This window comes from Rhizobium sp. P1_E6, from assembly GCF_056405875.1.
The window spans coordinates 57,426-70,367 of the sequence record NZ_JBFUBG010000018.1; the positions used below are offsets into that span (position 1 = coordinate 57,426).

Below are 12,942 nucleotides of genomic sequence, written 5' to 3' on the forward strand. Positions count from 1 at the left end.
GCCCGACCACCAGGCATATAAGAGTAAGGGAACGATATGAGTGATCAGTCCGCAGCATCCGTCTCTCCGGTTCTTTCCGTGAAGAACCTGACGACCTCCTTTCTCGCTGACGGCGAATGGAAATCCGTCGTCCGCAACGTCTCCTTCGATGTCATGCCGGGGGAGACGGTCGCCATCGTCGGCGAGAGCGGTTCCGGCAAGAGCGTCACTTCGCTTTCCATCATGCGTCTGCTCGCCAAGGGCTCGAGCCGTGTCGAAGGCAGCATCACGTTGAACGGCCGCGACATTCTTTCGCTCTCCGAAAAGGAAATGCGCGCGGTGCGCGGCAAGGATGCCGCGATGATCTTTCAGGAGCCGATGACCAGCCTGAACCCGATCTTCACCATCGGCAGGCAGATCTCCGAGGCGCTCACCTGCCACGGCGATATCAGCAAGGCCGACGCACGCGCGGAAACCATCCGCCTCTTGGAGAAGGTGCGCATTCCGAACGCCGCATCCCGCTTTGACGAATATCCGCACCAGTTTTCCGGCGGCATGCGCCAGCGTGTGATGATCGCCATGGCGCTCGCATCAAGGCCGAAGCTGTTGATCGCCGACGAGCCGACAACCGCGCTCGACGTCACCATACAGGGCCAGATTCTCGATCTCATCAAGGTGCTGCAGGAAGAGGAGGGCATGTCTGTTCTCTTCATCACCCATGACATGGGCGTGGTCGCCGAGATCGCCGACCGCACCATCGTCATGTATCGCGGCGAGGCGGTCGAAACCGGCACGACGGACGACATTTTCCATCGCGGCAAACATCCCTATACGCGCGCCTTGCTCTCGGCTGTGCCGCGCCTCGGCTCGATGGATGGCCGCAAATGGCCTCTGCGTTTCCCGGTTATCGATGCGGCGACTGGCGAACGTCGCGAACCGGTGGAGGTGGCCGAAACCATCGACCGCCGCAAAACCCCGATCCTCGAAGTGAAGAACCTCGTCACCCGCTTCGATATTCGCGGCGGTCTGCTTGGCCGCAAGACTGGCGCCATCCACGCCGTCGAGGATGTCTCCTTCGAGCTCTTCCAGGGCGAGACGCTGTCGCTCGTCGGCGAATCCGGCTGCGGCAAATCCACGACCGGACGTTCGATCACCCGCCTGGTGCAGCCGAATGCCGGTTCCGTCAGCCTTGACGGTTATGACGTGCTGAACCTCGACGCGATCAGCCTGCGTCAGATGCGCCGCAGCATCCAGATGATCTTCCAGGACCCTTTCGCGAGCCTCAATCCACGCATGACGATAGGGGCCGCCGTCGCCGAACCCATTGTCGAACACGGCCTCGGCACCCGCGCCCAGGCGCGCGACAAGGCCGCCGACCTGCTCGAACGCGTCGGGCTGAAGCCGGATATGATGAAGCGCTACCCGCACGAATTCTCCGGCGGCCAGCGCCAGCGCATCTGCATCGCCCGCGCCCTTGCGCTCGATCCGAAGGTCATCGTAGCGGATGAAAGCGTGTCGGCCCTCGACGTTTCGATCAAGGCGCAGGTCTGCAATCTGCTGATGGATCTGCAGCAGAGCCTCAACCTCGCCTTCCTTTTCATCTCCCACGACATGGCGGTCGTCGAACGCGTCAGCCACCGCGTTGCGGTCATGTATCTCGGCGAGATTGTCGAAATCGGCCCGCGCGAAGAACTCTTCCGCAACCCGCAACACTCCTACACCAAGAAGCTGATGGCGGCTGTTCCCGTGCCCGATCCAGCTCGCCGCGGCATCCGCCGCAACCTCGGCACCGACGAACTGAAAAGCCCCGTCCGCCCCGTGGGTTACGTGCCTCCGAAGCGTCAGTACCGCGAGGTCGCGGCAGGCCATATGGTACGGATGGACGAAGCCGCCTGAGTTAGTCCGGGAGGCTTAGGCGGCTGTTTGAGAAAGACAGCTATTGCAGGAAACAGGCCGCATCCGAGGGTGCGGTTTAATCCCTTTTGCTGCATCGCTTATATCATTTATTCCAGATATTATTTCACTGGGAATTATTAACGCCAATCGCTGGCGTTTGTGTTCTCTTATCCTTGCGAATCAAAAAGGTTTGATTTGCTTGGGGGCAGCCACCATGTTGAACCATGGGGCGATAGAACAGTCGGGCAGGAGCACATGCTGCAACGGATTGATGACATTGATGCCGCGCTAGTCGACAGGCTGCAGCATTCAGCGTTCAAGTATTTCCTGAAATATTCCAATCCTGAAAACGGCCTTGTGCCGGACACGTCGATCCCTGGCGTCCCGGCCAGCATCGCCGCAGTCGGCTTCGGGCTTTCTTCCTATCCGGTTGGCGTCGAGCGCGGCTGGGTCAGCCGCGAGGAAGCCGCAGAGCGCGTATTCAACACGTTGCACTTCTTCGCCAACGCCAAACAGGGCACGGAACGCCACGCGACTGGCTATCGCGGCTTCTTCTACCATTTTCTCCACGTGGATACCGGCAACCGCGCGTGGAATAGCGAGCTGTCGACCATCGATACCGCTCTGCTCATCGCCGGTATTTTGACCGCAGCACAATATTTCGACGGCGAGGGTGAAACCGAGACCGAGATACGCGCGCTCGCAAAATTCATTTACGAGCGCGTCGACTGGCGCTGGGCGCTGAACAAGGGCGATTGTATCTCGATGGGCTGGAAGCCCTCTTCCGGTTTCCTGCGCTGGCGCTACCATGGCTTCGATGAAGCGATCATCCTCTACACGCTGGCGCTCGCGTCACCGACCTATCCGATTCCACAATCGAGCTATGACGCCTTCACGGCAAGCTATTCGTGGATGATCTTCAATGAGCAGCCCTACCTCTACGCCGGTCCGCTCTTCATCCATCTCTTCTCCCATGCCTGGATCGATTTCCGCGGCATCCAGGACAAGCCGATGGCCGAGCGGAACTGGGATTATTTCCGCAACACACAGGTCGTCATCAACGTCCAGCGCGATTATGCGGAACGCAATCCCGGCCAGTTCGTTGGCTACAGCAAGGATATCTGGGGCTTTACCGCTTGCGATGGCCCGCCGCCAACGCGCCGCATGCGCGGTGGCCGCAGCCCGAAGGTGCTGGGTTATGCTGCCCGTGGCGCTCCACTCGGTCCCGATGACGGCACGATTGCGCCCTGGGCAGCGCTTGGCTGCCTGCCTTACGACCGGCAGGCCGCCATCGACGGCACCAAGGCACTGCTGACCACCTATCCGAACCTGCTCCTTGAAGGCGGCTTCCCCGGCGGCTTCAACCCGACGGTCCAGACAAAGCGGCCGGAAGGCTGGGTCGACGACCGCACCGTCGCCATAGACCAGGGCCTCGTCGTTATGACGGTCGAGAACGAACGTTCTGACTTCATCTGGAAGCTGATGCGCAAGTCGCCGGTCATTCGCCTCGGTCTGGAGCGCGCCGGCTTCACTGGCGGCTGGCTGGCAGGCGAAGAACCGGAAGAATTGGTTCTGAAGGCTGGCTGAACTTACCGCGTGAAGACATGCGCCTTGCCGGCGATATCGAGGCGAACGAGATCGCCTCGCGCCGGCAGCGCCACGCTTGATGTCTTGATAAGGATCGGCGGCAAGGCGACAGCCGCAAGCGACACGGCCACCGTGCAGGTGGCGCCGCCGAATTCCACATCCACGACACGCCCGCCATATTTCGCATTGGCCTCGTCGACGACGACGCGGATCTGTTCCGGCCGCAGCATGATTTCCGCCTTGCCCTGATGGCCTTCCTCGACCGGTACGCTGCCAAGCGCGCAATCTGCAAACCCGTTCTTGATGATCGCCGGCAGCATGACGGCATCGCCGAGAAAAAGCGCCGTCTCGCGATCACGCGGCTTGAGATAGAGCGTCTCTGGCGATCCGGCCTGCACCAGCCGCCCTTCGCGCAGCACGGCCACCTGATGGGCAAATGACAGCGCCTCGCCCTGATCGTGAGTGACGAGGATGGCCGTAATACCCGCCGCCTGCAGCACGCGGGCGACCGCCTTGCGCATATTTTCCCTGAGGCCCGTATCCAACGCCGAAAACGGTTCGTCAAGCAGCATGAGGCGCGGCCGGCGACCGAGCGCACGGGCAAGCGCCACACGCTGCTGCTGGCCGCCAGAAAGCTGGTGCGGACGACGATCCAGCATGCTGTTTTCGAGTTCCACCATTTCGAGGAGGTCACGAATACGTTTCTCGCGGTCCGGCGCGCCGCGCTCGAAACCGAAGCCGATATTCTCTGCGACGCTCAGGTGCGGGAAGAGCGCACCGTCCTGCGAGACGATGCCGATGCCGCGCTTGTGGGCCGGAACGCTCGCCGGTCCATCGGCAAGAACTTCGCCATTGAGCGTCACCCTTCCGACATCAGGTTGTTCAAAGCCCGCGATGATGCGCAGCAACGTCGTCTTGCCGGAACCGGACGGACCGACGACCGCCGTGCGTGTGCCCGCCTGTACTTCGAGCGAGATATCTTTCAAGGCCTGAACCGAGCCATAGCGCTTGCTGATAGTGTCGATGGTAAGCAGCGTCATTGGCCGGCAGTCCGTTTCGATTGGGCATAGAGCATGAGAGTAAGTGGCAGCGACAACACGACCATCATGAAGGCGTAAGGTGCTGCCGAGACATAATCGATCTCGCTGGTCAGCGACCAGAATTTCGTCGCCAGCGTATCGACGCCATTCGGCGACAGCATCAGCGTCGCCGTCAACTCGTTGGTGATGCCGAGCGCGGCAAGCGCCACGCTGGCCGCCGCACCTGGCGCGGCAAGCCGCATGGTGATCTGCCGGACCGCCTGTCCCGGCGTGCGGCCGAGCCCCATTGCCGCCCGCTCGAGCTCGACCGGCGCCTGAGCGATGCTGGCACGCAGGCCGACCATGGCGCGCGGCAGGAAGAGCAGCACATAGGCGACGAGCAGCGTTGCGAAAGTCTGGTAGAGCGGCAGGATCATACGGACTGTGATCGAGACCAGCGCCAGCGCCACGACGACGCCCGGCAACGAGCCGACATAATAGTGGCAGGCTTCAAGAATGCGCTGGAGACGTCCCGGCGCGCGCACCGATAGCCAGGCCATGGGCGCAGCGGCAATCGTCGTCAGCACGCCACCGGCAATGGCAAGCACGATCGTCTGCGCAAAAGCGCTCACCACTTCGATGCGCCAGATTTCTACACCGCCGAGATAGAGCCAGCGCCCAAGCGTGATCAGCGGCACGCCAAGCGTCAGCGCCGCGAGGACGACCGGCAACACGACGGCCGGCAACACGAACCAGCCGAGCCGGCGGCGATCGGCCGGACGCGCGGAACCGGAACCGACACGGGCATAGCGCTCATTGCCACGCAGCAGCACTTCGAGGCCAAGCAGGAACAGGCAGCAGGCGACGAGCACACCGCCGAGCATATTGGAGGCCGGGCTGTTGTAGGAAGACTGGAACTGGTCGACGATCGCGGTAGCGAACGTGTCGAACCGGATCATGACGAACAGACCATATTCCGAAAGCAGGTGCAGCGCGATCAGCAGCGAGCCGCCGCAAATGGCAAGGCGAAGCTGCGGTAGGACCGTGCGGAAGAAGACGCGCCAAGGCCCAAGGCCGAGCGAGGCGGCGGCATCCTCGATCGCCGGATCGAGCCTGCGGAGCGCCGCGGCAACCGGAAGGTACAGGAACGGATAATAGGCAAGCACGGAAACGAAGACACCGCTCTGCAGGCCGCGCATGCCTGGAAGAAGGCTGACCCAGGCGTAGGAATGCACAAAGGCCGGCACCGCGAGGGGTGCGATCGCCAGCCACGCCCAAAGTCTTGCAAAGGGGATATTTGTTCGCTCCGTCAGCCAGGCAAGCGTGACGGCAAGCGCGACAGACAGGGGAATAGTAAACGATTCCAAGAGGATCGTATTAACAAGAAGCTCGCCGACACGCGGTCGGAAGACTAGCGTCTTCACGACTTCCCAGCCGACATCATAGGTCACCCAGGCGATGAAGCCGAGTGGCACGAGGCTGAAGATCGCGACGATCGATGCGAGGAGGACGACGGAAGCGTTCGGCATGCGCCCGCGCGGCAAAACCGTTCGCGCGGCCCTTGGCGCTACCGGCGCCTTATTGCCGGATGCAAGCAATCTGTTGTCCTGCAGCAAGGCCGATGCCTTTACACGCTGAAAAAGGAAGGCAACCGCTTTTGAGAAGCGGTTGCCGGATTTCGTCATGCCCTAAGGTTTTCTTGAGCCAAAAGCAATAGTTTTAGCCGGAACAAGCCTGCGGCAGAAAGGTTTAAAGCGCGTCGCGATCTGTCAGATCCGCTTGCCGCGCTTTAAGTCCTTGTTCCGCGACTGTCGTTGACGAAAACCGCGGCACGCTTTTGCGCGACAGGCTTAGATGAGGCCTGCGGCCGTCATCAACTCCACGACCTTCCTGCTGTCGAGGGTCGAGGCTTCGACATCAGGCGCATTGAGGTCGGCAAGCGGCACCAGCTTGTCGTTGGAGGCAGCGTCCTTGCCGATGGCGTATTCATAGGAATCGCCATCCTTGAGGACGGTCTGGCCGGTCTTGCTGGTGATGTATTTCAGGAAAGCCTGAGCTTCCTTCATGTGCTGCGTGGACTTCAGGATACCGCCGCCGGACACGCTGACGAAGGCGCCTGGGTCCTGGTTCTTGAAGTAGTGAAGGCCGACATTCTTGCTGTTTTCGCCGGTCTTCGCCTGATCGCCGAACCAGTAATAGTGATAGATGATTGCGCCTTCGACTTCGCCGGCATTGACGGCCTTCATGGCGACGCTGTTGCCCTTATAGGGAGTGGCGTTGTCTTTGAGGCCCTTCAGCCATGCCTTGGTGGCATCTTCGCCCTTCAGCTGCAGGAAGGCGGCAACGATCGCCTGGAAGTCAGCGCCGGCAGGAGCGGCACCCCAGCGGCCCTTCCAGGCCGGGTCCTGGAGGTCGAGCATCGACTTCGGCAACTTATCTTCGGTCAGTTTGGTCTTGTCATAGGCAAAAACCGTGGTACGGGCGGCAATGCCGGTCCACATGCCGTCGGTCGGGCGATATCGTTCCGGAACCTGATCCAGCGTTTCCTTCTCGACCGGCGCGAAGAGGCCGGCGCCATCGACCAGCGTCATCGCCGGCGAATTTTCGGTCAGGAATACGTCTGCAGGCGAAGCATCGCCTTCCTGAATGATCTGGTTGGCAAACTGCATGTCGCTGCCCTGGCGCATGGTGACCTTGATGCCAGTCTCCTTGGTGAAGGCATCGATCCATTCGCGGCCGAGGCTTTCGTGCTGCGCATTGTAAACGACGATACCTTCGGCCTCCTGCGCATTGGCGCTGCCAGCGAGTGTAGTGGCAGCGAGAAGCGAAGCGGCAAGCGCGAACGCGCCGGAAAAACGGGTAAGAGCAATTTTCATGATGGCCTCCGTGACGATGTCACCCGAGTTCCCCAAGGGTGATGGCAGCCGTATATTTTTGTTGACTGATTACTTCAAGTTTCGCTGCCGAAAACGGCATCACATTATCTTGACTAAATCTTTCATCTTCGCGGGAATAAATCCAGATCTCGTCAAAAAAGGCGACGTCCGAGGACGCCGCCTTTTGCAATTTCAACCAGCCTCGCCTTATTCGACGTCGAACTTCACGCCCTGCGCCAGCGGCAGGGTCTTACCGTAGTTGATCGTGTTCGTGGCACGCCGCATATAGGCCTTCCAGGCATCCGAACCGGATTCGCGGCCACCGCCGGTTTCCTTCTCGCCGCCGAAGGCGCCGCCGATTTCAGCGCCGGACGGGCCGATGTTGACATTTGCAATGCCGCAATCCGAACCGCGCGAGGAGAGGAAAGTCTCGGCTTCGCGCATGTTGTTGGTGAAGATCGAGGAAGACAAGCCCTGCGGCACGGCGTTATGCAGCTCCAGCACGGCGTCGAAATCGCTGTACTTGATGACATAGAGGATCGGCGCGAAGGTCTCGTTCTCGACCGGGCCAGCCTGGGTGGACATTTCGACGAGCGCCGGGCGAACGTAGAAGGCTTCTGCCGAACCATTCTCGATGCGGTCGCCACCGACGATGGAGCCGCCTGCAGCCTTTGCCTGACCAAGCGCTGCCTGCATTTTCTCAAAAGCCTGCCCGTCGATCAGCGGGCCGACGAGCGTGCCGGTCTCCAGCGGATTGCCGATCGTCACCGAACCATAGGCCTTCTTCAATCGCGGCACGAGCTGGTCGTAAACACTCTCATGCACGAAGAGACGGCGCAGCGACGTGCAGCGCTGGCCGGCCGTGCCCATCGCCGCAAAGGCGACACCGCGCAGCGTCAGATCGAGATCGGCCGTCGGGCAGACGATCGCGGCGTTGTTGCCCCCGAGCTCCAGGATCGCGCGGGCAAAACGCTGCGACAGGCGCGGACCGACGGCGCGGCCCATGGCCGTGGAACCGGTCGCAGAAACGAGTGGGATCTTTGGATGGTCGACCAACACTTCGCCGATCTCGCGACCGCCGATCAGCAGCGTCGAGAGATTTGCCGGCGCCTTGCCGCCTTCAGCGACGAAACGCTTCAGCGCCTTTTCGAACAGCGCCTGAACGGCAAGCCCCGTCAGCGGTGTCTTTTCCGAGGGCTTCCAGACGGTGGAATTGCCGCAGACGATGGCGAGCGCCGCATTCCACGACCAGACAGCCACCGGGAAGTTGAAGGCCGATATGATGCCGATGGCGCCGAGCGGATGCCAGCTTTCCATCATCCTGTGTTCGGCACGCTCGGTGGCGATCGTCAGGCCGTAAAGCTGGCGGGAAAGGCCGACTGCAAAATCGCAGATATCGATCATTTCTTGCACTTCGCCGAGGCCTTCGGAGGTGATCTTGCCGACTTCGATCGAGACCAGCCGGCCGAGTGCCACCTTGGAGGCACGCAACTCTTCACCGAGCAGGCGGATCAACTCACCACGCTTCGGCGCCGGAACCGCTCGCCATTCGAGGAAGGCCTGATGCGCCGCGTCGATCGCCGCCTTGGCGTCCGAGACGGAATGCTCTTTCAGTTTGCCGATTTCCTTGCCCGTAATCGGCGAGGAGACGGAGAGCGTTCCGCCCGTATAGCTCCCGGCATCAACGCCGAGATCGGCGAGCAGCTTGGCGGTTTCGGTGGCGAGATCGAGGACGGCGATGGTCATATCTTGGTTCCAGTCTTGTTGTTCTCAGAAACGGGCATCGGCGAAATGGGCGACCTGAGCGCCGGCTTCGTACCATAATTCCTTGAGCGTGCGGAAGCTCGTCTCGCGGGGATCGGTCAGAGGCAGAGGCAGGTCCGCCTCGCCGACCCGGCCGAGGATATGCTCTGCCAATGTGCGGCCGAACACCGTGCCGGGCGCGATGCCGCGGCCATTATAGCCTGAAAAGCCGATGACATTGGGAGCGAATTTGTGGAAGCGCGGCAGCGCATTGTCGGTCATGCCGATCTGGCCGTACCATTCGCACTCGAATTCGACATCGCCGATCTCAGGGAAAAGCCGCTTCAGCGAGCGCTTCGCCCAGCCCTTGTGGATGGAAAGGCCGGTATTGCGCAGCGCTCCGACACTGCCGAAGACCAGACGACCAGCCTGATCCATGCGGAAGGAGGAGAGGATCTCCTTCGTGTCCCACACACCCTCGCGATTGGGCAGGATCGATTGACGCAGATTATGGCCGAGCGGCACGGTGGCGAAATTGAAATAGGGTAGAAACACCTGCTCGTTGCGAACCTGCTCCCAGGGGCCGGTGCTGTAGGCATCGGTCGCCACGATGATCCAGTCAGCGGTGATTTGCCCCCGCGCCGTCTTCACCACCCAGCGGCTGCCTTGCTTCTCCGTCGCAATCACCGGGCTCGCCGTGTGCAGCACGACGCCCGCCTGTTGCGCGGCATGGGCAAGCCCGCGCGCATAGGCGAGCGGCTGCAGCGTGCCGGCCCGCATATCGAGCAGCGATCCGCTATAGGCGTTTGTGCCGATGCGTTTTGCCGTCTCATCCGCATCGAGCAGCGTGACGGCCGCGCCGCGCGCCGACCACTGTTTGTAGCGTTCCTCGACTTCCTTCAATCCGTCAGGGCCGACGGCACAATGCAGGGTGCCCTGCTTCTCAAGCTCGCAGGCGATGCCATGCTTTTCGATCAGCGCCATCACCAGCTGCGGCGCATTGCCGAGCAGATCGAGTAGCCGCTCACCATAGACAGATCCAAGCACACCGGGCAGATCATCAGGCATGACCCACATGCCTGCATTGATAAGGCCGACATTGCGGCCTGCTCCACCAAAACCGATGTCCTTCGCCTCCAGGAGCACGACTCGCGACCCGGCCTCGGCTAAATGCAGGCCGGAGGACAGGCCCGTATAGCCGCCGCCGACGATGACGACATCGGCCTCGGCAGCGCCTTCCAGCGCAGACGTAACAGGCGGCTGGGGAGCAGTCTTTTCCCACAGGCCGTGGGAGCGCGGATCATTGAGCATCGGACAGTCCAGTCAGGATCGAAATCGGCACTCTAGCGCCGCCTCCGCGCTTGCGGAAGCGGCCAAATATCAGGCCACTGTCTTCAGCGTCAGGTCGCAAAGGCCTAACTTTACCATGGCAAGATCGAGCGATGCAGCCTGCCGCTCGGCGTAAAGTGCGAGCTCGTCCTGCACGTCAACGCCAAGCGCTTCCTCGAAGGCAACACGGTTCGATCGCGTCGCATAATTCTGCTGTTGGTCCGTACCGAGATTCGATTGGAAGATACCAGCCGCGCTGACGGGCAGGAAATCCTCGTAGATAACCGGATCGAAGTGCAGATACCCTTTGGCGATCAATGCTTCCGGATCAGACGGCAAATGCCCTCTGGCCGCAATGCCGGCAGGAGTTGCGGAATAGTGGAAAAAGGCCAGCCCTTCGCGCCGCAGCTCATCCCAATTATCCGGCAACGCCTTGAACCGTTCGGCAAGCTCAGAATCATAATCGCCAGCCTTGGCGCCGGCTGCGCCGACCTGCACTTCGCCGCGCACAGAGGCAAGCAGCTTATCATAGAGCGCCCGGCCCTTGGCCGTCAGCGCCACGCCGCGCTGTTCGATCTCGCCGAAGCGGGCCGTGTGCGTGCCCGATATTGCCCCAGCAGCACCCGTGAAGGCGATCGGCTCCTCAAGCGCCTTGAAGCTCGTCTGCCGCAGCAGGATATCGCAATCTCGCCGCGGAGGGCCTTCGATGACAGCCTTAGGTGTGATGCCGCGCGCGGGCATGCGCCGCTGCACTTCGTCAATATCGAGCGTGCGCGGTGTCAGGTGATTGATATGCGGACCCTTGAAACTGACGACGTCAGCAATGAGGCGATGCGTATCATGCAGCCGCTTGTAGGTCCCCGCACTGACCGTCGCCTCGCCATGCCAGCGAAAGGTTTCCAGCGCTTCGGCAACAAATTCCGAAGCTTCCGGCTCCGTCAGACCGCCGGCCTTCTCGTGCTGTTCGATGAGAGCGATGGCACGAGGTGTGTAGATGCGCCGTTTGGCGAGGATTGCAGCAACTTCCGCACGCAAATCTTCATCTTCGATCAGCTCCAAGCGTAGAAGTGAGGTGAAAACGCGAAACGGGTTGACGTTCAACGCCGCCTCATCGACCGGCCGAAAGCAGGTGGAATGTACGGGAACGCCGGCGACCGAAAGATCGTAGTAACCGACCGACTGCATGCCCATGACGGCAAAGAGCCGGCGGATCGTGAATAGCTCTTCGGCCGTTCCGAGACGGATCGCGCCATGACGCTCGACATCGATACGTTCCAGCTCTCCCGCACGCCGAAGCCGCTCGCTGAGTTCCTGGTCTCTCGCGAGGACTTCGGCGTTGACCTCCTCCACAAGCTCGATCAGCGTCCCGTATTGAGGCACCTCCGTCCGGTACATCTGCGACATGGCTTCGGTGAAAAGCGAACGGATGTGGTCCGTGGAGACGAAAGGGACGGGCATGAAGGAACTCCGCGTTCATTCCGATTTTGCAGGATGAAATTCTTTACAATCCAGCTTGAGCCATGAATATCGACGTTTCGGAAATAGCCCATTCTGAAACGGAATGATCATGCTCGCACCAAGACGGTTTTTGCCCTCGATCTCCCATCTCGCCGCCTTCGAGGCAGTAGCCCGCACTGGCAGCGTGACGGCGGCGGCCCGCGAACTCGACCTGACGCAGAGCGCCGTCAGCCGCCAGGTCAAGGCACTGGAGGAACACCTCGGTGTCGAGCTTTTCCTGCGCGAGCGGCAAACCGTGCGCCTTACAATCGCCGGTGATGCCTATGCTCGAGAAATTCGCGAAGCGCTGCGGCGCATCTCCAGCGCCTCGCTGAACCTGCGCGCCAACCCGCATGGTGGCACGCTGAACCTCGCCATCCTGCCGACCTTCGGTACACGCTGGCTGGCACCGCGCCTCGGCCACTTCCTTGCCGCCAATCCGGGCGTCACGATCAATCTCGCTACCCGGCTTTCCCCCTTCGATTTCCGCCTTGATTCCATCGATGCCGCCATCCATTTCGGTCATCCGCATTGGCCCGGCGCGGAACTCGCCTTCCTGATGTCGGAGCACACGCTGCCCGCCTGCAGTCCAGACTTCCTCAAACGCAATGCGATCACCCGACCGGAAGACCTCCTGACGGTGCCTCTCTTGCATCTGACGACCCGGCCCGACGCCTGGGAACGCTGGTTTGCCGATAGCGGCGTCGACTTCGAAAGCGTGCACGGCATGTTGTTCGACCAGTTCGCCACGGCAGCGCAGGCAGCAATCGCCGGCCTCGGTGTCGCCCTGCTGCCAACCTTCCTCATGCAGGAGGAATTGAAACGCGGCGATCTCATTGCCGCCGTTGACAGGGAGATGGAAAGCCGCGAGCGCTACTATCTCGCCTTCCCACCGGAGCGTGCCGATTACGCGCCGCTTGCCGCCTTCCGCGACTGGATCGTCTCCGAGGCCGGTTCGGATCCGGACACGTAAGGAAGGCTTGCATCGCAGCAGCGGTTTCGACCATTATGCGCGC

General features: G+C 61.4%; 10 protein-coding genes. 3 read left to right on the forward strand and 7 right to left on the reverse strand.

Annotated elements, in window-relative coordinates; genetic code table 11:
• The first annotated feature begins 36 nt into the window (after window positions 1-36).
• Window positions 37-1,875, forward strand: a complete 1,839-nt coding sequence (locus AC1D35_RS12160; protein ID WP_113308675.1) for an ABC transporter ATP-binding protein — start codon at window positions 37-39, stop codon at window positions 1,873-1,875.
• 255 nt (window positions 1,876-2,130) lie between these two features.
• Window positions 2,131-3,462, forward strand: coding sequence for a glucoamylase family protein (locus AC1D35_RS12165; RefSeq protein ID WP_113308674.1), 1,332 nt, complete (start codon window positions 2,131-2,133; stop codon window positions 3,460-3,462).
• Between the two features lie 2 nt (window positions 3,463-3,464).
• Here the strand turns inward: AC1D35_RS12165 and AC1D35_RS12170 are convergent, their stop codons facing one another.
• The 7 genes from AC1D35_RS12170 to hglS form a co-directional block, all read right to left on the reverse strand.
• On the reverse strand, window positions 3,465-4,502 hold the full coding sequence (locus AC1D35_RS12170) for an ABC transporter ATP-binding protein (RefSeq protein WP_113299572.1): 1,038 nt from the start codon (window positions 4,500-4,502) through the stop codon (window positions 3,465-3,467).
• Entirely contained in the window at window positions 4,499-6,166 is a 1,668-nt protein-coding gene (locus tag AC1D35_RS12175) for an ABC transporter permease (RefSeq protein WP_113308673.1), read from the reverse strand. The genes AC1D35_RS12170 and AC1D35_RS12175 overlap by 4 nt, the downstream gene beginning before the upstream one ends.
• 165 nt (window positions 6,167-6,331) lie before the next feature.
• The gene (locus tag AC1D35_RS12180) at window positions 6,332-7,357 is read right to left on the reverse strand and encodes an iron ABC transporter substrate-binding protein (protein WP_113308672.1); all 1,026 of its coding nucleotides are present in this window, start codon (window positions 7,355-7,357) and stop codon (window positions 6,332-6,334) included.
• A gap of 19 nt (window positions 7,358-7,376) precedes the next feature.
• Complete coding sequence (locus tag AC1D35_RS12185; RefSeq protein ID WP_162747193.1) at window positions 7,377-7,553, reverse strand: hypothetical protein; 177 nt, start codon at window positions 7,551-7,553, stop codon at window positions 7,377-7,379.
• Window positions 7,554-7,564: 11 nt separating this feature from the next.
• A complete protein-coding gene (gene amaB / locus AC1D35_RS12190) occupies window positions 7,565-9,103 on the reverse strand; it encodes an L-piperidine-6-carboxylate dehydrogenase (RefSeq protein WP_113308671.1) in 1,539 nt (512 codons plus the stop codon).
• 24 nt (window positions 9,104-9,127) lie between these two features.
• Window positions 9,128-10,411: an NAD(P)/FAD-dependent oxidoreductase gene (locus tag AC1D35_RS12195; RefSeq protein ID WP_113308670.1), complete on the reverse strand. Its 1,284-nt coding sequence runs from the start codon at window positions 10,409-10,411 to the stop codon at window positions 9,128-9,130.
• Between the two features lie 69 nt (window positions 10,412-10,480).
• Window positions 10,481-11,887, reverse strand: coding sequence for a 2-oxoadipate dioxygenase/decarboxylase HglS (gene hglS, locus AC1D35_RS12200; protein ID WP_113308669.1), 1,407 nt, complete (start codon window positions 11,885-11,887; stop codon window positions 10,481-10,483).
• Between the two features lie 103 nt (window positions 11,888-11,990).
• Here hglS and AC1D35_RS12205 point away from each other — a divergent pair, with 103 nt between their 5' ends.
• Window positions 11,991-12,899, forward strand: a complete 909-nt coding sequence (locus tag AC1D35_RS12205; RefSeq protein WP_113308668.1) for a LysR family transcriptional regulator — start codon at window positions 11,991-11,993, stop codon at window positions 12,897-12,899.
• Window positions 12,900-12,942 lie beyond the last annotated feature (43 nt).